Origin of the sequence: Micromonospora sp. HUAS YX12, assembly GCF_040215685.1 — a bacterium.
Classification (GTDB): Bacteria; Actinomycetota; Actinomycetes; order Mycobacteriales; family Micromonosporaceae; genus Micromonospora; species Micromonospora tulbaghiae.
Genome location: NZ_CP157974.1, coordinates 1,943,355 through 1,963,458, shown reverse-complemented (window position 1 = coordinate 1,963,458; position 20,104 = coordinate 1,943,355). Strand labels below are relative to the sequence as shown.

Below are 20,104 nucleotides of genomic sequence, written 5' to 3'. Positions count from 1 at the left end.
AACCGTCAGAACAACTGGCGATCAGCCGCCGGAGAGGCGCACCCGCAACGCGTCCGCGACGATCCGCTCACTGCGCTGCTCGGTGGCGTACGCGAGGCGTACCGCCTCCTCCGCTCTCGTCAGCGCCTCGGCCCGGCGACCGCAGGCGTCGAGCGCCTCGGCCAGCACCAGCAGCGCCACCACCTGGCTGCGCACGTCCTCGGCCGGGGCGGTGATCGACCGCTGCGCCCAGTCGAGCGCCTGCTCGCGCTGGCCGTGGGCGAGCAGCGCGGCGGCGTACCGGGCCATCGTCTGCCGCCGCGAGAACAGCAGCGAGGGCGCGTTCGCCGCGCCGGTGGCCACCGGGGCGAGCAGCCCCACGGCGGTGCCCGGATCACCCGCCGCGAGGCGGGCCATGGCGAGCAGCACCCGCGGCGCGACCTGGGCCGGCGCCTGCGGGTTGTGCGGCTCCACCCGGGTCAGCACCGACCGCGCCTCCCGCTCGGCGGTCTCGTGGTCGCCCATGTCCAGCGCCACGAAGCCGCGCAGCGTGCCGGCCATGCCGGTGAGCAGTGGGTGGGTGGTCCGGTCGGCGTACTCGAGCGCCTCGGTGAACAGGTCGGCCGCGTGTTCGGGCTCGCCCAGCCCGCGCGCCACCACCCCGCGCACCACCAGCGCGAAGCCCTGCCCCCAGTCGTCGCCCACCTCGGCGAAGTCCCGGTACGCGCGCCGCGCGGCCCGGTCCGCCTCGGCCAGGTCGCCCAGCTCGGCGGTGGCGTACGCCTCGACCGCGCGCAGCGTCCCCACCGCCCACGCCTCGCCGACCCGCTCCCCGAACGGCAGGAACACCCGCGCCATCCGGCACGCCTCCCGCAGCCGGCCGGCGAGCAGCCGGGCGAACGCGGTGGTGCCGCGCAACCAGGCCCGCCCGTACGGATCCTTCAGCTCGGCGAAGAGCCGGGCGGCCCGGCCGAGCACCGCGTCGGTGCCGGCGAAGTCACCCCGGGTGGTGGTCACCCAGGCCAGGTTCTGCAACGACCAGGCCTGGCCGCGGGGATCCCGTGCGGCGAGGCTGACCTGGTAGGACGCGGCCAGCCGGCTGCTCGCCTGCCCGAGCCGGCCGGCGATGAAGTCGGCCATGCCGAGCCGCCGCATCGCCGACGCCCGCAGGGTGGGCAGGTCGGCCTCGGTGGCCACCTGCAACGCCTCCTGCCAGTTGCACTCGGCCCGCTCGGCGTCACCGAGGGTCTGCTGGGCCTGCCCGGCGAGCAGCAGCGCGGCGGTCCGGGTGGCCGGGTCGCCGGTGTTCGCGGCGATCTTCTCGGCGAACGCGAGCGCGTCGGCCGGGCGGCCGATCTGGAGCAGCGCCCGGGCGTGCACCACCCGGTCGGCCGGTGGCACCCCGTCGCGGGCCAGCTCGGCCGCGCGCTCGGCGTACTCGACGGCGAGCGCCGGCTCCCCCGACCGCAGCGACCGGCGGGCGGCCCGGCCCAGCGCGGCCACGCCCAGCGGGGTGACCGCCCTGGCCGGCGCGTCCGGGCGCAGCTTGACCGCGTCGGCGAGCGCTGTGGCCCGCTCCACGTGCCCGGCGACGAAGTCGTCCCGGGCGGCCTCGGTGAACGCGCCGCCCGGGGCTCCGCCGGTCCCGTCGACGCTCTCCGGCGCGGCCCAGCGGGCCAGCGCCGCGTGCCGCTCGGCCAGCTCGGCCTTGCTCACCCCGGCGTACGCGGCCTCCCGCATCAGCGGGGTGGCGAAGGCGAACCCGCTGCGGGTGCGGTGCAGCATGCGCCGTTGCAGAAGCTCCTCCACGGCCCGGTCCAGCTCGACGGCGGCCACCGCGGCGGGCCGCCCGTCCCGCCCGACCCGCTGCTCCCGGAGCGCCTCCAGCGCGCCCGCCGGCACGGTGTCGCCCACCACCGCGGCGTCACGCAGCGCCGAACGGGCGTTCGGCGGCAGCGCGTCGATACGCGCCGCGAGCACCGCGGCCAGATCCCGGGAGAGCAGCCGGCTGCCGAGCGAGCCGGGGGCGAGTCGCCAGCCGACGTCCGCGCCCCGGCCCGGGCCGGCGGTGAGCGCACCGCGCTCCATCAGCAGCGTGACCAGCTCGGCCAGGTAGAACGGGTTGCCCTGCGCGGTAGCGAGCAACCGGTCCGCGTCGGCCTGGGGCATGCGGCCACCGGACAGGTAGCTGGTGAGCAGCCGGGACGCGTCCGCGCCGCGCAGCGGCGGCAGCGCGTGCACCTCGGCGTCCGCGACGCGGGTCAGCGCGCCGGCGGTCCGCACCAGCTCGGGGCGGCCGAGCAGCAGCACCAGCACGGGCCCGCTGAGCCGGTTGAGGGTCAGCGCCAGCGCCTTGAGCGTCTCGGCGGTCGCGTCGTGCAGGTCGTCCACCACGATCACCAGCGGCGCCTCACCGGCGAGCGCGCTGAGCAGGTCCGCGACCGCCGTCGGCACCGCTTCGTCGTCCGGCGGGGGTCCGGCCGCGTTCCACTCGCCGTTCTCGGTGGCGAGCGGGAGTTCGGCGTACCCGAGCAGGGCCAGGAGCTGGTCCACGGCGATCGGCGGCGGGTCGCCGGGAAGCCGGGACAGGCGCTGGCCGAGGCGGCGCAGCCGCTCCTCGACGGCCGGCCGGGTGACAGCGGTGGCCGCGTCGCCGGGCAGGCCGACGGCGGCCCGGACCAGGTCGGCCAGCGGGGCCAGGCGGCGGCGTTCGCCGAACGCGGCGCACCGCACCGAGAGCACCCGGGCGCCGGTGTGCGCCGCGTACCGCCCGGCGCCGACGTCGTAGCCGGCGGCGAGGCGTTCCACCTCGGCCGCGAACCGGGACTTGCCGATCCCCGCCTCGGCGGTCATCAGCAGCACCCGGGGCTCGCCCCGGTCGATCACTTCGGCGAGCCGGCCGGCGACCCGGCCGATCTCGGTCTCCCGGCCCACGAACGGCGCCTCGTCACCGAGACCGGACCGGGTGCCGGGCGCGTCGAGCAGGCCCAGCAGCTCGTACGCCTCGACCGGTTCCCGCTTGCCCTTGAGCCGCAGCGGGCGTAGTGCCCGCCAGGAGGCGACGTGCCGGGTGGCGGCGGAGGTGCGCGCCCCGGCGTAGACCGCGCCGACCGCGGCGGCGTCGGCCAGCCGGGCGGCGGTGTTCACCGTGTCGCCGATGACGGTGTACTCGATCGCCGCCTGGATGCCGGCGATCACGTCCCCGGTGTTGAGGCCGACGCGCAGGCCCAGCGGCGCGCCGCCGCCGCGCTCGTCGTCGAGCACGCGCCGCACCGCACGCTGCATGGACAGCGCCGCGCGGACCGCCCGCTCGGCGTCGTCCTCGTGCGCGACCGGCGCGCCGAAGACCGCCATGATCCCGTCGCCGGTGAGCTTGTCGACGTGCCCGCCGAACGTCTTGACCGCGCCCGCGAGGGCGGCGAGCACCCGGTCGGTGACCGCGCCGACCCGTTCCGGGTCCAGATCCTCCGACCAGGAGGTGAAGTCGGACAGGTCGCCGAAGAGCACCGTCACCACGCGGCGCTCGGCGGCGGGCAGCGTGGCGGCGGCCGGCAGCGCCGCCCCGCAGTTGTGGCAGAACCGCGCCCCGGGCACGGCCACGGTTCCGCACACCGGACAGGTCACGGCTGCTCCACCCCGAGGTGTTCGAGCTGGGCCCGGACCGACCACTCGGCGGCCCACCACAGCGACCTGTCGACGTCGGCGTAGACCACGGCGACCACCTCGGCCGCGGTGGTGGCGCCCGCGGCGACGGCGGCGCGGACCTGGTCCAGCCGGGCCCGCCGGTGGGCCAGGTAGAAGTCGGCCGCCACACCGCAGTCGGCCAGTGCCGGGCCGTGACCCGGCAGCGCCGGGATCCCCCGGTACGTGGAGAGCAGCTCCAGGCTCGACAGGTAGTCGCCGAGGTGCCCGTCCGGGTGGGCGACCACTGTGGTGCCCCGGCCGAGGATGGTGTCACCGGTCAGCACGACGCGCTCGCCGCCGTGCGCGGCGACGAGGCAGACCGAGTCGGCGGTGTGCCCGGGGGTGGGCAGCAGCCGGATCTCCAGGCCGAACCCGCCGAAGTCCTCGCCCGGCTCGGTCAGCGGCTCACCGCCGATGGTGTGCGCCGGGTCGGCGGCGAGCACGTGCACGCCGCCGAGCAGCTCGCTGAGCCGGGGCGCGCCCTCGGTGTGGTCCGCGTGCCCGTGCGTGATCAGCACGAGCCCGACCGGCCCGCGCGCCGCGATGGCGGCCAGGTGCCCCTCGTCGGCGGGCCCCGGGTCGACCACGACGGCGGGCGCGTCCGGGCCGGCCCGCAGCACCCACGTGTTCGTCCCGTCGAGCGTCATCGGCCCCGGGTTCGGCGCACGCAGCAACGTCACCCACGCCGGCAGCCCGTCCGCTAGCGCCCCCGCCGCACCGGCCATACGCCCACCCATGACTGCGATCGTACGACTCCGCCCGCCACTCCCCGCGATCTTGCAGCTCCGGCCCGGCGTTTGTCCCCGTCTGGGGCTTCTGCCGGGGCCGCAACCGCAAGATCGCGGGCGCGAGGGTCAGGCGACCTCGACGATGACCTCTACCTCTACCGGGGCGTCGAGGGGGAGTTCGGCTACGCCTACGGCGCTGCGGGCGTGGCGGCCCGCCTCGCCGAACACGGCGCCGAACAGGTCGGAGGCGCCGTTGATCACGCCGGGCTGGCCGGTGAAGCCCGGTGCGCTGGCCACGAAGCCGGTCAGCTTCACGACCTTCACCACGTTCTCCAGCCCGACCAGCGCGTCGATCGCGGCGAGCGCGTTGAGCGCGCACCGCTGCGCCAGGTCCTTCGCCTGCTCGGCCGAGACGCCGTTGCCGACCTTCCCGGTGGCGAGCAGCTTGCCCTCGGCCATCGGCAGCTGGCCGGACACGTAGACGTGCTGCCCGGACTGGACGGCCGGCACGTAGCTGGCCACCGGCGGCACCACCTCGGGCAGTTCGAGGCCGAGCTCGGCGAGCTTCGCGTGGGGTCCGTTGCTCATCGAGGTCAGCCCTTCGGACGCTTCAGGTACGCGACGAGCTGCTCCGGGTTCGGGCCGGGTACCACGGAGACCAGTTCCCAGCCGTCCTCGCCCCAGTTGTCGAGGATCTGCTTGGTCGCGTGGACCAGCAGCGGCACCGTGGCGTATTCCCACTTCTGCATCGGAGGAGGGCTCCCTTGCCTGACTTGGACTTCGGTCAGGCACAGCCTACGGTCCGCCGCCGTCACCAGGACGCGGGACGCGGCTCCGGCGCCGGCGGCGGCTCGCCGCACGGGCCCTCGTGCTCGAAGCGCTGCGGGCACCGGCTGCGGTCGGGCAGCAGCAGGTCGCAGAAGACCCGGTGCCGGTTGTTCTGGTCGTCGGCGGTGGAGACGGTGGTCTCGCCCGCGTCCAGCTCCACCAAGAAGCCCAGCGAGGTGGCCACGGTGCCGGCGAGCGCGGTGGCCGCCGCCAGGTCGGGCACCCGGACCTGGAGGTGGATGACGTAGCCGGGCTCGTCCTCGTCCCGCACCTTCCCGCCGGAACGGGGAAGCGTCCGGACCCCTTCGGCCGCGGAGCCGTAGGACCGCTCGTTGAACGGCGCGCCCGGCCCCTCGGCCTCGCCCGGCCGTCCGGCCCGGTCACCCGGGAACTGGGCTCGGGGACTGTTCTCCGCGTCGCGCATCCGTCGCCTCCGGGCGTCGTACCTGTTCACCAACACCGCCATCCGGCTCGGAGCCGTCCCCGGCCCGGCTCTCCGCGTCGGGACGAACGTAGATCCTGCGACAAGTCCCAGCAACGGGACGCGCACGCCTCGCCACCTCCAGTCACATTTGCGACACAAGGCTGGTCGGGAACGCGGTGGCCGTCTCCGTCCGGCGGGGCGCGTACGCGGGGCTGGCAAGCGCCCCGCCGACCGCTACCCTTCCGGACTGGACGCGCGCCGACGCGCGCCCGCACACCTCGACCCGTGCCCGTCGCCTGGGGCGGCGACGGGAGCCGCAACCCGGGGGAGACAGATGACCCAACCGCCCGCCGGTGGCGACACCGGCACGCCCGGCGACCCGAATCCGCAACCGCCGCCCACCGGCGGCGCGCCGCCGGGATCCGCACCCGCAGCCGGCCCGCCGGCGTACCCGTCCGGCACACAGCCGCGCAAACGACCGGCGGTGCTGATCGTCTCGCTGGTGCTGGCCGCCGCGGTCCTGCTCTGCGGCGGTGGGGGCACGGCCGCGTTCCTCGCGCTGCGCGACAGCGAGGACGGCCAGGGCGCGAAGGAGCCGCAGGTCGCGGTGGACGGCTTCCTCAAGGCCGTCTACCAGGAGCGCGACGCCGAGAAGGCGGCGGCGTTCGTCTGCTCCGCGGCCCGCGACGACGAGAAGATCGCCACCAAGGTCGCCGAGGTGCAGAAGTACGTCGCGCAGTACCAGAACCCCCGGTTCCGCTGGCCCACCCCGACCGTCGACAACCAGACCGGGGACCGGGCCACCGTCTCCGCCCGGGTGACCATGACCACCGCCGACGAGAAGGTCGCCGAGCAGGCGCTGCGTTTCACGGTCGTGCGGAAGACGGGTTGGTGGGTCTGCGAGGTCGGCTGATCCCACCGGCCGGACAGAGCTGGTCCCAACGGCTGGTTAGGCTCGACGGGTGGCAGCTAGTGAGCAGCCGGCCGAGTCCGCCGGCAGATGGCCGGCCCGCCTGCACGTGGTGACCGGCAAGGGCGGCACGGGAAAGACGAGCGTGGCCGCCGCGCTGGCCCTCGGCCTGGCCGCCGGGGGCCGGCGCACCCTGCTGGTCGAGGTGGAGGGCCGGCAGGGCATCGCCCAGCTCTTCGGCACCGATCCGCTGCCGTACGAGGAGCGGCACCTCGCCGACGCGCCCGGCGGCGGTGAGGTGCGGGCGCTGGCGGTCGACGCCGAGGAGGCGCTCCTCGAATACCTGGACATGTTCTACAAGCTCGGCGCCGCCGGCCGGGCGCTGCGCAAGCTCGGCGCGATCGACTTCGCCACCACGATCGCGCCGGGCCTGCGGGACGTGCTGCTCACCGGCAAGGTCAAGGAGGCGACCACCCGGACGAGCGGGTCGCGCCGGACGTATGACGCGGTGGTGCTGGACGCGCCGCCGACCGGGCGGATCGGCCGCTTCCTGAACGTGACGGCGGAGACCGCCCGGCTGGCGAAGGTCGGCCCGATCAAGACCCAGAGCGAGGGCGTCTCCGCGCTGCTCCGGTCGCCGATGACCGCTGTGCACGTGGTCACGCTGCTGGAGGAGATGCCGGTCCAGGAGACGCTCGACGCGGTGGCGGAGCTGGCCCAGCTCGGTTTCCCGGTCGGCCGCGTGATCGTCAACGGCGTCCGCCCGCCGGTGCCGGCCGGGCGGGCGGTCACCGCGGCCGAGCTGAAGCGCGGGCTGGCCGCCGCCGGCCTGCCGACCGACGGCCCGACCGTGGCCGGGCTCGTCGAGGAGGCGCGTGACCAGCAGGTACGCCGTGAGCTGGAGGACTCCCTCCGGGGTGACCTGGTGGATCTCGGCCTGCCCCTGGTCGAGTTGCCGCTGCTGCCCGAGGGGGTCGACCGGGCCGGGCTGGAGACGCTCGCCGAGGCCCTCGTCCGGGCGGATTGACTCACACCTGCGGCCGGCACGGAGCAGAGTGCCCCTCGGGACCGATACGCTCGATTGGTGCCTTCCGAAGACGCGGCGCCTCCGCTTGACGTCGACCAGATCCTCGCCGACGACGGCGTACGGATCGTGGTCTGCTGCGGGGCGGGCGGCGTGGGCAAGACGACCACGGCGGCGGCGCTGGCGTTGCGCGCGGCCGAGCGGCACGGCCGGCGGACGGTGGTGCTCACCATCGACCCGGCCCGCCGGCTGGCCCAGTCGCTCGGCCTGACCGAGCTGGACAACACACCCCGGCAGGTCAAGGGCATCGACGTCGAGGCCAGCGGCGGCGAACTGCACGCCATGATGCTCGACATGAAGCGCACGTTCGACGACGTGGTGCTCCAGCACACCGACCCGGCGAAGGCGGCGGAGATCTTCGCCAACCCCTTCTACCAGGCCATGAGTTCCACCTTCGCCGGCACGCAGGAATACATGGCGATGGAGAAGCTGGGCCAGTTGCACGCCCGGGGCGAGTGGGACCTGATCGTGGTGGACACCCCGCCGTCGCGCTCCGCGCTGGACTTCCTCGACGCGCCGGCCCGGCTGTCCCGGTTCCTCGACGGCCGGATGCTGCGGCTCCTGCTGGCCCCGGCGCGCAGCGGCGGACGGAGCATGTTCAGCCTGGTCACGGCGAGCTTCGGGATGTTCTCGAAGGTGGTGCAGAAGGTGCTCGGCGCCCAGCTGCTCACCGACCTGTCCGGCTTCGTGGCCGCCCTCGACTCGATGTTCGGCGGGTTCCGGCAGCGCGCCGAGCAGACGTACCGGATCCTCCAGGCCCGGGAGACGGCGTTCCTGCTGGTCGCGGCGCCGGAGCCGGACGCGGTCCGGGAGGCCGCCTACTTCGCGGGCCGCCTGCGGGAAGAGCGGATGCCGCTGGCCGGGCTGGTGCTCAACCGGGTGCACCGGCCGGCGGCGGCCCTGTCCGCCGCGGAGAGCCTGGCCGCCGCGGAGCGGCTGGCCGGCGCGGGTGGGCACGAGGGCACCGTCGAGGTGTTGCGCGCGCACGCCGCGCTGGCCCAGCAGGCGGTACGCGAGGAGCAGGTGGCGGCCCGGTTCACCGAGACGTTCCCGGCGGTGCCGGCGGTGTCGGTGGCGGCGCAGCCCGCCGACGTGCACGACGTCGACGGGCTGCGGACGATCGGCGAGGCGATCAGCCGGAGCTGACCGGTCCCCGGTCAGTTGGCCGTGGTGACCAGGATCTTGTCCTTGCCGGCCTTCTCCTTGGCGTTCTTCTTCATGGCCGCCTCGAACATCTTGCGCCAGCTGGTGACCTGCGGGTGACGGCGCAGCAACGCCCGGCGCTCGCGCTCGGTCATGCCACCCCACACGCCGAACTCGATCCGGTTGTCGAGCGCGTCGGCCAGGCACTCGTACCGAACTGGGCAGCTCCGGCAGATCCTCTTCGCCACGTTCTGTTCGGCGCCCTGTACGAACAACGCGTCCGGGTCTCCGTTCTGACACGCCGCCAGTGACGGCCAGTCAGTGATCATGCCCATCTGTACACGTCCCCCCTTGCAGTACCTACCGACTTCGCGCGAGCAGCCCTCGTACTTCCCCCCGGTCGTTCGCGCCGGCCTCCCCAGGGCGGCACGAACGACTCATGGCTGCGGTCGCCGCCACCATCATGCTGTGTAGTCGCCCGATTACGCAACGTTGTCGGCGAAATCCATCATTCCGGACACTCCCGGCTTCCCGGGCTTTCGCCCCGCGACTACCCGGCCCGAGTACGTGAAAACGCTGCGCCACTCCTGGACTTCGGAGAGACTTCCGCCGGATCTCACGCAACCCCGGACCAGGGCTCGTGCGTTTAGCACAACGAGGCCGGCGCGTGCAGGAAATGGGGAAAGTTCCCCGCGCGCCCGCCGTTCCCTACTCGCGTACCCTGTCGAGGTGACCTGGATGCGGAAACGTGACCACAACGTGCTGACCAACGCCGCATCGCTGCTGATCTGCGGCCTCTTGGCCGGAGTGGTGGTCGCCGCGGCGGCCTTCCCCGTGGCAGCGATGTCCGGACTGGCCGCCAAGGCCGGGGCGGAGACGTTCGAGGCGCTGCCCAAGGAGCTGACAGTCGCCCGGGCGCCCCAGATCACCCGGCTGCTCGCGTCCGACGGCAAGACCGTGCTGGCCACGATGTACGACGAGAACCGCAAGGACGTCAAGCTCAAGGACATCTCGCCGTACATGCAGAAGGCCATCATCGCGGCCGAGGACCACGACTTCTACAAGCACAACGGCGTGGACATCAACGGTGTGGCGCGGGCCTTCGTCAACAACCAGTCCGCCGGCGCCTCCCGGCAGGGCGCGTCGACGCTCACCATGCAGTACGTCCGGCTGGCCATCTCCTACTCGGCCACCCACCCGGCCGACGTGGTCGCCGCGACCGAGGACACCAGCGGCCGCAAGCTGCGCGAGATGAGCCTCGCGCTCCAGGTCGACAAGGAGCTCTCCAAGGACGAGATCCTGGAGCGCTACCTGAACATCGCCGCGTTCGGCAACGGCGCGTACGGCATCTGGGCGGCCAGCCAGGTCTACTTCAACAAGCCGCCGAGCAAGCTCGACATCCAGGAGTCGGCGATGCTCGCCGGCATGGTGAAGGCCCCCACGGCGTTCGACCCGACCACCAAGGCGGGCTACCCGGAGGCGGTCGGCCGGCGCGACTACGTCATCGACAACATGGTGCAGATCGGCGCGATCACCCAGCAGGAGGCGGACGCCGCCAAGAAGATCAAGCTCGAGGTCAGGGGCAAGCGCACCCCGAACGGCTGCACCCAGACCACCACCCGCTCGTGGGGCTTCTTCTGCGACTACCTCTACCGGTGGTGGCTCCAGCAGGAGACGTTCGGCGCCACCTCGTACGACCGGGAGCGGCGGCTCAAGAGCGGCGGCTACACCATCATCTCCACGCTGGACGTCCAGGCGCAGAAGGGCGCCGACAAGGCCGTCCGCAACAAGCTCGGCGAGAGCAGCAAGGCGGCCCGCATGGTGGCCGCCGTCGAACCGGGCACCGGCCGGGTCCGCGCCGTGGCGGTGAACCGGAACTTCAAGCTCGACGACCCGGCCGACCCGCAGAACAAGATCTCCAGCGACCCGAAGAAGGCCAAGAAGAAGATCCGGGGCAACTACCCCAACACGGTGAACCCGCTGGTCACCGGTGGTCCCGGCATCGCCGGCTACCAGGCCGGCTCGACCTTCAAGATCTTCACGCTGGTGGCCGCGCTGGAGAAGGGCTACCCGCTCAGCTACAGCATCAACGCGCCCCAGCAGTTCAAGTCGGACTACCCGGTCGAGTTCAACTCGCCGGCCGCCTGCAAGGGCACCAGCAAGTACTGCCCGACCAACGCCAACCCGGCGATGGCCGGCCCGCACACCATGTGGAGCGGCTTCGGCTTCTCGGTCAACACGTTCTTCATCGACCTGCAGCAGCGGGTCGGTGCGGAGAACGTGGTGAAGGCGGCGCAGAAGCTCGGCATCACGTTCCGCTCGTCGAGCGACGCGCTGCTCGCCGCCAACCCGCACCAGTGGGGCGCGTTCAGCCTCGGCGTCTCCCAGACCACGCCGCTGGAGCTGGCGAACGCGTACGCCACCCTCGCCGCCGACGGCAAGTTCTGCGAGCCGATCCCGGTACAGGAGATCCGCGGCCCGGACGGCGAGAAGCTGGACGTCGCCAACCCCCGCTGCGAGCAGCGGGTCAGCACCGAGGTGGCCCGCGCCGCCGTCGACGCCGCGCGCTGCCCGGTCGGTGACCGCTCCTCCACCACCAAGTGCGGCCCCGCCACCGCCGGCAACGTCCGCAACATCGTCAACGCGCCGGTGGCCGGCAAGTCCGGCACCACCGACTCCGACCGCACCTCGGCCCTGGTCGCGATGACCAAGCAGTACGCGGTGGCCGGCATCATGGCCGACCCGGACTGGCCGCAGACCAACCAGAAGATGGGCCACGACGAGACGCCCCAGGGCATCAACCCGGCGGTCTACCAGACGCTGCGCGACGCCATGAAGGGCAAGGAGCGGAAGAACTTCACCCCGCCCAGCGGCAAGATCGTCCTGGGTGACCAGCGCTCCATCCCGGGCGTGAAGTGCGAGTCCGTCGAGACCGCGAAGTCCCGGCTGAAGGGTGCCGGCTTCGAGCCGGTGGTCTCCAGCAACAAGGTGCCGTCGGAGTGCCCCGCCGGCACCGCCGCCGGCACCAGCCCGGACGGGCGCACCATCAAGGGTGGCGTGGTGATGATCGAGGTCAGCTCCGGTAAGGGCACCCCGGAGCAGGGCGGTACCGCCACACCGGACCGGCCGGGTGGCCCGGGCGGACCGGGTAACGGCCGGCCAGGACGACCGGGGAACTGATCCCGGACAGCAGACAACGACGGCCACCTCCTGCGGGAGGTGGCCGTCGTCGTTTCCGCGCTCCGGAGAGCGCCGGCTCAGAGGCCGAGCTGGCGGCGTACCTCGGAGGCGACCCGGCCACCCTCGGCCCGCCCGGCCACCGCGGCCTGGGCCGCCTTCATGGCCGGGCCCATCTGCGCCTTGCCGGTGAAGCCGCCCGCGGCGAGCGCCCCCGAGACCAGCTCGGCCAACTCCTCGTCGGAGAGCTGCCTGGGCAGGTAGCGCTCCAGCACCTCACCCTCGGCGGTCTCCTTGCCGGCCTGCTCGGCGCGCCCGGCGTCGGCGAACGCCACCGCCGCCTCGCGGCGCTTCTTCGCCTCCTTGGTCAGCACGGCGAGCACCTCGTCGTCGCTGAGCTCGCGCTTTTCCCGGCCGGCGACCTCGGCGTTGCCCACGGCGGCCAGGGCCATCCGCAGCGTGGAGGTGGTCAGCTCGTCGCGCGCCTTGAGAGCGGCGCGCATGTCTGCGGTGAGACGGTCCTTCAGCGTGCTCATGGACGGTGAAACTACCCTGAACGGCATGCGAAAGCGCACACTATTCCGGCTCGCGGCCGGAACCGTCGCCGCCGGCGCGGCCACCCTGGCGTACGCGTCGCTCATCGAGCGCAACATGTTCACCCTCCGCCGGTACGACGTGCCGGTGCTACCGGCCGACACCGAACCGCTGCGGGTGCTGCACCTCTCCGACCTGCACATGATGCCCGGCCAGCGACGCAAGCAGGACTGGGTGGCCTCGCTGGCCGCGCTCGACCCCGACCTGGTCGTGGTCACCGGCGACAACATGGCACACCCCGAGTCCGTGCCGGGCGTGCTGCGCGCCCTGCAACCGCTGCTCGACCTGCCCGGCGGGTTCGTCTTCGGCTCCAACGACTACACCGGGCCGGTCCTGAAGAACCCCTTCACCTACTTCCTGCCCGACCGGGAGTACACCGAGGGCGTGCCGCTGCCGTACGAGGAGCTGCGCGACATCCTCACCGGCGCCGGCTGGGCCGACCTGAACAACGCCCGCACCACGCTCAAGGCCGGCGGGCGGGAGATCGAGCTGGCAGGCGTGGACGACCCGCACATCGAACGGGACGACTACGACGCCGTGGCCGGCCCGGTCAGTGGCGACGCGGCGCTGTCGATCGCGTTGTCCCACTCCCCCGAGCCCGTGGTGCTGGACCGGATGGCCGCCGACGGCTTCGGTCTGCTGCTGGCCGGGCACACCCACGGCGGCCAGGTCTGCGTGCCCGGGTACGGCGCGCTGGTGACCAACTGCGGGCTGCCCCGCTCGATGGCGCGCGGGCTGCACCGCTGGCCCGGCTCGGACTCCTGGCTGCACGTCTCCGCCGGCCTCGGCACCCACCCCACCGCCCCGATCCGCTTCGCCTGCCCCCCAGAGGCCAGCATCCTGACGCTGATCCCCCGCTGACCCCTCGGCAGATCTTGGTACGCGCCCGCCCCTCCGGGGGCCGATCCGTACCAAGATCTGCCGGGTGCGAGGGGCGGGGGGTACCGAGTTTGACCGCGGGGGCGGGTGGGCTACTATTTGTCGGCACGCCTCGGGGTGTGGCGCAGCTTGGTAGCGCGCTTCGTTCGGGACGAAGAGGTCGTCGGTTCGAATCCGGCCACCCCGACCAGAGGCAAGAGGGCACATCCGATCATCGGATGTGCCCTCTGGTGCATCTCCAGGACGGCGGGTCGACGGCACACAGGGACGGCAACGCTCCGCGCCTGTCGTCCATGGTTCAAGGCTTCCACGACGAAGGCGGCGCGATGACTGGCCGGCATCATGCGACTGTCAGCCCTGGGCCCCTGTTCGACTGGATCGCTCGGTCCCGGCTGCGCATCGTCCTGTTCTGCTTGGCTGGTGCCGGTCTTGTCGCCGGGGGAATCCTTCAAGCGCACCGTACTGACGTTCGTATCCGCCACCTCGTGGCGACCGGCGAACCGGTCCAGGCGACCATGGAGGGGTTCAAGTTCGGCGATCACGCCAGGTATGTGATTCACGGCCGAACCTGGAATGTCCCCTTGGAGAGTGCGTGGGGTAACGGGCCCGGCTACTCGCGAGGTGAGGCCGTCACCATCTATGCGTCGCAGAACGACCCGCAGTTCGTCGCGACCAGGGATGGCTATGTGACCAGCAGCGTGCGAACACATGCGCCGTTCCCGCTGATCGGGGCCGGGGTGCTGGTCATTCTCCTTGCCGGGCCAGGGCTTGCTACGTGGGCAGCTCGTGCGAATCCGGCCACGCCGACCAGAGGTGAGAGGACACATCCGAGCATCTGATGTCCCCCCTGTCGTTCCGGACGGCGCTCACCGTCGCAGTAGGATCCCGCCATGCCCCGGCCGGTGGTCTTCGACCTCTTCCACACCCTGGTCCACGGCGCCGACGACGAGCGGGACCGCGTGGTCGGTGAGATGGCGCTCATGGTCGGGGTGGATCCGGCGGCGCTCGTCGCCGCGTACCACGCCACCTGGCGGGACCGCCTGGTCCGGTGGAACGCGGCGGAGACCGTACGCATCCTCGCCGAGCGTCTCGGCGGCTCGCCGACCGATGAGCAGGTGACACGGGCCGCCGCGCACCGGCTGGCCCTCGCCCACCGGGTGCTGGGCCGCGTCCCGCCCGCCACGCTGGACGTGCTCGACGCGCTGCGCGAGCGCGGGCACCGGCTGGCCCTGATCAGCAACGCCACGTCCGAGACGGCCGAGGCGTGGGCGGACGGCCCGCTCGCCCGGCGTTTCGACATCGCGGTCTTCTCCTGTGCGGTCGGGCTGGCCAAGCCGGACCCGGCGATCTACCGCACCGCCGCGCAGCGGCTGGGCGTCGCGCCGGCCGACTGCGTGTACGTGGGTGACGGCGCGGACGGCGAGCTGGCCGGCGCGGCGGCGGTCGGCATGACGGTGCTCCGGACCACCGAACACCAGGACACCGATCCCGGCTGGATCGGACCGGTAATCGCCGATCTTCGCGATCTGCCCGCCCGCCTGGCGGAATCGGCCCCGGTGCCCAGCGCGATCGAATAGATCCACAGAACTGCCCGAATCCACCCCGCCACGCGCGGTTGACCCTGAGTCCTGGCAGAGTATGCGCATGCCGCCGATGATCCGATCCCGCCTGGCCGATTGGACCACCGTCGCGCCCCTGGTCGCCGTGCTCGTGCTCGTGATGACCTGGGGACGGGAGTTGCCCGGCCCGCTCATCTTCGTGGTGGCGGCCCTGCTCGCGGCGGCTGTGCTGGCCGCGGTGCACCACGCCGAGGTGGTCGCGCACAAGGTCGGTGAACCGTACGGGTCACTCGTGCTCGCGGTGGCGGTCACCGTGATCGAGGTCGGTCTGATCGTCACTCTGATGATCAGCGGCGGCGACAAGACGCAGGCGCTGGCCCGGGACACGGTCTTCGCCGCCGTCATGATCACCTGTAACGGCATCCTCGGGCTGTCGCTGCTGCTCGGTGCGCTGCGGCGGCGGATCGCGGTGTTCAACCCGGAGGGCACCGGCGGGGCGCTCGCCACGGTGGCCACGCTCGCCACGCTCAGCATGGTGGTGCCGACGTTCACCACGAGCCGGCCGGGGCCGGAGTTCTCCCCCGCGCAACTCGCCTTCGCAGCGGTCGCCTCGCTGGCGCTCTACCTGCTGTTCGTCATGGTGCAGACCGGCCGGCACCGCGACTACTTCCTCCCGGTCACGCAGGAGGGCAGCATCCTCGCCGAGGACAAGACCGGCGACGGGCACGCCGAGCCGCCGTCCACGCGTACCGCGCTGGCCAGCCTGGCCCTGCTCGTGGTGGCGCTGGTCGCGGTGGTGGGCGACGCGAAGACCATCTCGCCGGCGATCGAGACGGCGGTCAGCGCCGCCAACCTGCCGCAGGCGTTCGTCGGCGTGGTCATCGCGCTGCTGGTGCTGCTGCCGGAGACGCTCGCCGCCGCCCGCGCCGCGCGGCGGGACCGCGTGCAGATCAGCCTCAATCTCGCGCTCGGCTCGGCCATGGCCAGCATCGGCCTGACCATCCCGGCCATCGCGATCGCCTCGATCTGGCTGGACGGGCCGCTGGTGCTGGGCCTGGGCGGCACCCAGATGACGCTCCTGGCGCTGACCGCGGTGACCGCTGTGCTCACCGTGGTACCGGGCCGGGCCACGGTGCTCCAGGGCGGGGTGCACCTGGTGCTGCTCGCCGCGTTCGTCTTCCTGGCCGCCAGCCCGTGAGCCGACGCGCCGGCCACCGGCCCGTGAGCAAGCACGCCGCCGGCCCGTAGCCGCCGGCCAACGGAACCGTCAGTCGTGCAGCTCGGTCCGGGCCACCTCGGCGAACGCGGCGATCAGGTACTCGGCGAACGGGCGCCCGGTGACCGCCAGCAGATCGGCCACCAGCAGCGGCGCGTGCCGGGCGATCGCCGCCGGGTCGGGCGGGTCGACGTCGTCGCCCGGGTCGTAGACGCCGAGCGCGCCGGCCAGCAGCACCAGCAGCACGTGCGGGTCGACGTCGGGCCACCACGGCGTCGCCGACCGGACGCACTGTTCCAGCACCTGCCGTACGTCGTCGCCGTCCAGCCCGTCCGGATGCCCCTCCTCCAGCAGCAGCCGGGCCACGCCGCCGAGCACCAGCCCGGCCCGGTCGGCGGCGGCCAGCCGCTCGACGGCCGGGGCGTACGCCTCGGCGTCGCGGGCGCGGGCGGCGGTCACCGCGTCAGTGGCCGTCTGGGCGATCTCGCGGGCCGGTGCGGGAAGGTGCCGCCAGGTCGTCGTCACCGGGTCAGCATGGCAGAGCACGTGTGATCGCTCACCTTCCGGCCCGGCGCCCGCGTGTGTAAGGGGTAAACGGGTCGCGGTAGTCGTACCCGCCGAACAGAATCCCAGCATGCTGCGCCGCGCCCTGCCCGCCCGTCCCGAAGCCCGCCGGATCCTCCTGGGCACCCTGTTCTCCGCCGTCGGGCGCGGCCTCACCCTGCCGTTCCTGTTCATCTACCTCACCGACGTACGCGGCCTGACCGACACCCGGGCCGGGCTGGTGATCGGCTGGTTCGGCGCGGTCACGCTGGCTCTCTCGCCGCTGGCCGGCACGTTCATCGACCGGTTCGGCGCGCGCCGGGTGGTGCTGCCCTGCCTGGTGATCGAGGCGATCGGCACCGGCTCGCTGGCGCTGGTCGACTCGACCGCCTCGGCGTTCGGCGTGATGACGCTCGTCGCCGTGGGCAGCTCGGCGATCTGGGCCGGGCAGAACACGATCCTCGCCTCGCTGACCGACGACGGCGAGCGGCAGCGCGTCTTCGGGCTCAACTTCGCGCTGCTCAACCTCGGCATCGGCACCGGTGGCCTGATCTCCGGCGCGGTGGTCGACGTGGCCCGTCCGATCACCTTCGAGGTGATCTACCTGCTGGACGCGGTGAGCTACCTGACGCCCGCGCTGATCCTGCTGAGCCTGCCGCACGTCGGGCGCCGGCCGGTCGTGGCCGCGGGCGCGAAGTCCGCCGACCGGGGGACCGGCGGCTACCTCACGGTGCTGCGGGACCGGCCGTTCCGCCGCCTGGTCATCTTCGGCCTGGTGCTCACCACCTGCGGGTACGCGCAGATCGAGGTGGGCTTCGCGGCGTACTCGGTCCGGGTGGTCGAGGTGACGCCCCGGGTGGTGGCGTGGGCGCTCGCGGCGAACACGGTGATGATCGTGCTCTCGCAGTTGCTGGTGATCCGGCGGTTGGAGGGGCGCAGCCGTACCCGTGCGCTCGCCACTGTCGGCGCGGTCTTCGCCGGCGCCTGGCTGGTGCTCGGCGCGGCGGGCGTGGTGGGCAGCGGCAACGCGGTGCTCGCGGCGCTCGGCGTGGTGGCCTGCTCGGCGATCTTCGGGTTCGGCGAGACGATGCTGTCGCCGGTCATGCCCGCCCTGACCAACGCGCTCGCCACCGACGAGCTGCGCGGCCGGTACAACGCGATGAGCTCGATGATCTTCGGGATCAGCGGGGTGGTCGGCCCGGTCACCGCCGGGCCGCTGATCGGCGCGGCGCACGGCCGGGTCTGGGTGGCGGTGGTGGTGGGCGGCTGCCTGGCCGCCTCGGTGCTCGCGCTGTCGCTGCGTCCGCTGCTCACCGCCGCGCAGGACGGCCGCCCGGCGGCCGCCGCGACGCCGGAGCCCGAGCCCGCGCGGGCGACCTGACGCGAAGCGGCGGCCTGAGACGAAGCACAGACGGGCCCCGGAGCGTTCGCTCCGGGGCCCGTCGGCGGTGCGGTCGGCCGTCAGCCGGCGGCGACCTCGGTGGTCGTGCGGATCCGGTCCAGCGCCGGCGGGGAGACCGGCGACTTCTCGGTCAGGTACGCGGTGAAGGCGTCCAGGTCGATCTGGCCGGTCACCGCGTTGGTGCCACCGGTCAGGACGCTGAAGCCGTCGCCGCCACCGGCGAGGAAGTTGTTCACGGTGACCCGGTAGGTGGCGGTCTCGGTCACCGGGGTGCCGTTGATGGTGAGGCTGCCCCGGACCACCCGGGTGCCGGCGCACGGCGTGCCGGCCGGCGCGGTGGTGCCGTTGACGTCCACGACGTAGTTGACGGTCGAGGACGCGTAGAGCACGCGCGCCACTGTGAACTGCTGCTCCAGCATGCAGTAGAGCTGCGCGCCGGTCAGGTCGAGCGTCACCAGGTTGTTGGCGAACGGCTGCACGGTGAACGCCTCGGCGTAGGTGACCGGGCCGGCGTCGAGGTCGGCGCGTACGCCACCGGGGTTCATGAACGCGGCGACCGCGTTCTGCTCGGTGTCGGTCGCGGCGAGCTGGGCGTCGGCGATCAGGTTGCCCAGCGGCGACTCACCGGTCTGGTACGTCGGCTTGCCGTTGGCGTCGACCCCGGTCTGGTACAGGTTCTCCTGGGTCTTGGTGATCGCGGTGGTGGTCTCGCCGACCACCCGGTCGGCCACCGGGCCGAGCGCGGTCTTGTACCGGTTGATCAGCTCGGTCGAGGCCGGGTCCTTCTCGACGTCCCGGGTGACCACCACGTTGTTCGCGGACGCGGTGACCACGTCGCGGGTACGCGGGTCGATCTTCAGGTCGATCTGGGTGACCAGGCGGCCGAACGAGCTGGCGCTGGTGACCAGCTTGTTGTTGATGTTGCAGTTGTACGCGGCGTGGGTGTGCCCGCTCACGATCACGTCGATGGACGGGTCCATCCGGTTGGCGATGTCGACGATCGGGCCGCTGAACCCGGTGCAGTCGTTGATGCCGCCGCCGTTCTGCACGCCGCCCTCGTGCAGCAGCACGACGATGCTCTTGACCCCGAGCAGGCGCAGGATCCTGGCGTACTTGTTGGCCGTGTCGGCCTCGTCGGTGAACCGCAGGCCGGCGACGCCCTGCTGGCTGACGATGTTCGGGGTGCCCTCCAGGGTCATCCCGATGAAGCCGATCGGGACACCCTTGACGATCTTGATGCCGAACGGCTGCATCAGCGGCAGGCCGGTGGAGGTCTTGAAGGCGTTCGCCGAGAGGTACTTGAACTTGGCGCCGCCGAACGGGGTGCCGTCGGCGCAGCCGTCCACCGGGTGGCAGCCGCCGCGCTGCATGCGCAGCAGCTCGGCCGCGCCCTCGTCGAACTCGTGGTTGCCGACGCTCGCGAACTCCAGCCCGGCGAGGTTCATCTCCTCGATGGTGGGCTCGTCGTGGAACGCCGCGGAGAGCAGCGGCGAGGCGCCGATCAGGTCACCGGCGGCGACCGTGACAGTGCCCTTGCCCTGCTGCTTGGCGGCGGCGCGCATCGACTTGAGGTGGCTGGCCAGGTATTCCGCGCCACCGGCCGGCTGACCCTCGATGGTGCCGCTGGAGCCGGTCGGCGGCTCCAGGTTGCCGTGGAAGTCGTTGATCGCGAGCAACTGGACGTCGACCGGCTTCGGGCGGGCCTCGGCCTGGTCGGGGGTGACGGCGACCGCGGTGAACGCGGTCGCGGCGAGTGCGGCCAGGCCGACGGCGGCCCGGCGTCGCATCCCGGTGACGGACATGGAACTCCTCGTGAGATGCCGGTATGTGGCGTCCGGGCGATGGTTCGCCCGGCGACCCTGATCCGTGCCGTGACAGGTGTCGATCGCGGAGGACGGTACTCGGGGGAACGCCGCCCCGCCGGGGTAGCTTCTCATCCACCGGCCGCCAGGTC

At 72.9% G+C, this 20,104-nt stretch carries 18 protein-coding genes and 1 tRNA gene; 10 read left to right on the top strand and 9 right to left on the bottom strand.

Annotated features, from left to right (window positions below; all coding sequences use genetic code 11):
- Nucleotides 1-21 precede the first annotated feature (21 nt).
- The 5 genes from ABIH81_RS09675 to ABIH81_RS09655 all read right to left on the bottom strand — a co-directional run bounded on the left by ABIH81_RS09675 (nt 22) and on the right by ABIH81_RS09655 (nt 5,643).
- Nucleotides 22-3,603 (bottom strand): adenylate/guanylate cyclase domain-containing protein, encoded by a 3,582-nt coding sequence (locus tag ABIH81_RS09675; RefSeq protein ID WP_349879963.1) that lies wholly within the window; start codon nt 3,601-3,603, stop codon nt 22-24.
- Nucleotides 3,600-4,388, bottom strand: a complete 789-nt coding sequence (locus ABIH81_RS09670; RefSeq protein ID WP_349881055.1) for an MBL fold metallo-hydrolase — start codon at nt 4,386-4,388, stop codon at nt 3,600-3,602. The genes ABIH81_RS09675 and ABIH81_RS09670 overlap by 4 nt, the downstream gene beginning before the upstream one ends.
- A 129-nt stretch (nt 4,389-4,517) precedes the next feature.
- Nucleotides 4,518-4,979, bottom strand: coding sequence for a RidA family protein (locus ABIH81_RS09665; protein ID WP_174535414.1), 462 nt, complete (start codon nt 4,977-4,979; stop codon nt 4,518-4,520).
- Between the two features lie 5 nt (nt 4,980-4,984).
- The gene (locus tag ABIH81_RS09660) at nt 4,985-5,140 is read right to left on the bottom strand and encodes a DUF4177 domain-containing protein (protein ID WP_013289021.1); all 156 of its coding nucleotides are present in this window, start codon (nt 5,138-5,140) and stop codon (nt 4,985-4,987) included.
- Nucleotides 5,141-5,202: 62 nt separating this feature from the next.
- Nucleotides 5,203-5,643, bottom strand: coding sequence for a hypothetical protein (locus tag ABIH81_RS09655; RefSeq protein ID WP_349879962.1), 441 nt, complete (start codon nt 5,641-5,643; stop codon nt 5,203-5,205).
- Nucleotides 5,644-5,977: 334 nt separating this feature from the next.
- On the opposite strand from ABIH81_RS09655, the gene ABIH81_RS09650 reads away from it, so the two are divergent.
- From ABIH81_RS09650 to ABIH81_RS09640, 3 genes are read left to right on the top strand one after another with little or no spacing between them, the layout of a single operon-like run.
- Nucleotides 5,978-6,556: a hypothetical protein gene (locus tag ABIH81_RS09650; protein WP_349879961.1), complete on the top strand. Its 579-nt coding sequence runs from the start codon at nt 5,978-5,980 to the stop codon at nt 6,554-6,556.
- Between the two features lie 49 nt (nt 6,557-6,605).
- A complete protein-coding gene (locus tag ABIH81_RS09645; protein WP_349879960.1) occupies nt 6,606-7,580 on the top strand; it encodes an ArsA-related P-loop ATPase in 975 nt (324 codons plus the stop codon).
- Nucleotides 7,581-7,634: 54 nt separating this feature from the next.
- Nucleotides 7,635-8,783 (top strand): ArsA-related P-loop ATPase, encoded by a 1,149-nt coding sequence (locus ABIH81_RS09640; protein ID WP_349879959.1) that lies wholly within the window; start codon nt 7,635-7,637, stop codon nt 8,781-8,783.
- Nucleotides 8,784-8,794: 11 nt separating this feature from the next.
- On the opposite strand, the gene ABIH81_RS09635 is transcribed toward ABIH81_RS09640, so the two are convergent.
- Nucleotides 8,795-9,115 carry a WhiB family transcriptional regulator gene (locus ABIH81_RS09635; RefSeq protein ID WP_013289026.1) on the bottom strand — a complete coding sequence of 107 codons (321 nt, stop codon included), beginning with the start codon at nt 9,113-9,115 and terminating at the stop codon, nt 8,795-8,797.
- A gap of 403 nt (nt 9,116-9,518) precedes the next feature.
- Between ABIH81_RS09635 and ABIH81_RS09630 the strand changes: the two genes are divergently transcribed.
- Nucleotides 9,519-11,960: a transglycosylase domain-containing protein gene (locus ABIH81_RS09630; RefSeq protein ID WP_349881054.1), complete on the top strand. Its 2,442-nt coding sequence runs from the start codon at nt 9,519-9,521 to the stop codon at nt 11,958-11,960.
- Between the two features lie 77 nt (nt 11,961-12,037).
- On the opposite strand, the gene ABIH81_RS09625 is transcribed toward ABIH81_RS09630, so the two are convergent.
- Nucleotides 12,038-12,493 carry a GatB/YqeY domain-containing protein gene (locus ABIH81_RS09625; RefSeq protein WP_349879958.1) on the bottom strand — a complete coding sequence of 152 codons (456 nt, stop codon included), beginning with the start codon at nt 12,491-12,493 and terminating at the stop codon, nt 12,038-12,040.
- Nucleotides 12,494-12,518: 25 nt separating this feature from the next.
- On the opposite strand from ABIH81_RS09625, the gene ABIH81_RS09620 reads away from it, so the two are divergent.
- The 5 genes from ABIH81_RS09620 (at nt 12,519) to ABIH81_RS09600 (ending at nt 16,187) form a co-directional block, all read left to right on the top strand.
- Nucleotides 12,519-13,412: a metallophosphoesterase gene (locus tag ABIH81_RS09620; RefSeq protein ID WP_349879957.1), complete on the top strand. Its 894-nt coding sequence runs from the start codon at nt 12,519-12,521 to the stop codon at nt 13,410-13,412.
- Between the two features lie 131 nt (nt 13,413-13,543).
- A tRNA-Pro gene (locus ABIH81_RS09615) sits at nt 13,544-13,620 on the top strand.
- Between the two features lie 40 nt (nt 13,621-13,660).
- Nucleotides 13,661-14,269, top strand: a complete 609-nt coding sequence (locus tag ABIH81_RS09610; RefSeq protein WP_349879956.1) for a hypothetical protein — start codon at nt 13,661-13,663, stop codon at nt 14,267-14,269.
- A gap of 51 nt (nt 14,270-14,320) precedes the next feature.
- Complete coding sequence (locus tag ABIH81_RS09605; RefSeq protein ID WP_349879955.1) at nt 14,321-15,007, top strand: HAD family hydrolase; 687 nt, start codon at nt 14,321-14,323, stop codon at nt 15,005-15,007.
- Nucleotides 15,008-15,083: 76 nt separating this feature from the next.
- Entirely contained in the window at nt 15,084-16,187 is a 1,104-nt protein-coding gene (locus tag ABIH81_RS09600; RefSeq protein ID WP_349881053.1) for an ionic transporter y4hA, read from the top strand.
- Between the two features lie 69 nt (nt 16,188-16,256).
- Here ABIH81_RS09600 and ABIH81_RS09595 read toward each other — a convergent pair whose 3' ends face one another.
- Nucleotides 16,257-16,730 carry a hypothetical protein gene (locus ABIH81_RS09595; protein WP_349879954.1) on the bottom strand — a complete coding sequence of 158 codons (474 nt, stop codon included), beginning with the start codon at nt 16,728-16,730 and terminating at the stop codon, nt 16,257-16,259.
- Nucleotides 16,731-16,839: 109 nt separating this feature from the next.
- On the opposite strand from ABIH81_RS09595, the gene ABIH81_RS09590 reads away from it, so the two are divergent.
- Nucleotides 16,840-18,129 carry an MFS transporter gene (locus ABIH81_RS09590; RefSeq protein WP_349879953.1) on the top strand — a complete coding sequence of 430 codons (1,290 nt, stop codon included), beginning with the start codon at nt 16,840-16,842 and terminating at the stop codon, nt 18,127-18,129.
- Between the two features lie 80 nt (nt 18,130-18,209).
- Here ABIH81_RS09590 and ABIH81_RS09585 read toward each other — a convergent pair whose 3' ends face one another.
- Nucleotides 18,210-19,952: a bifunctional metallophosphatase/5'-nucleotidase gene (locus ABIH81_RS09585; protein WP_349879951.1), complete on the bottom strand. Its 1,743-nt coding sequence runs from the start codon at nt 19,950-19,952 to the stop codon at nt 18,210-18,212.
- Between the last annotated feature and the right edge of the window lie 152 nt (nt 19,953-20,104).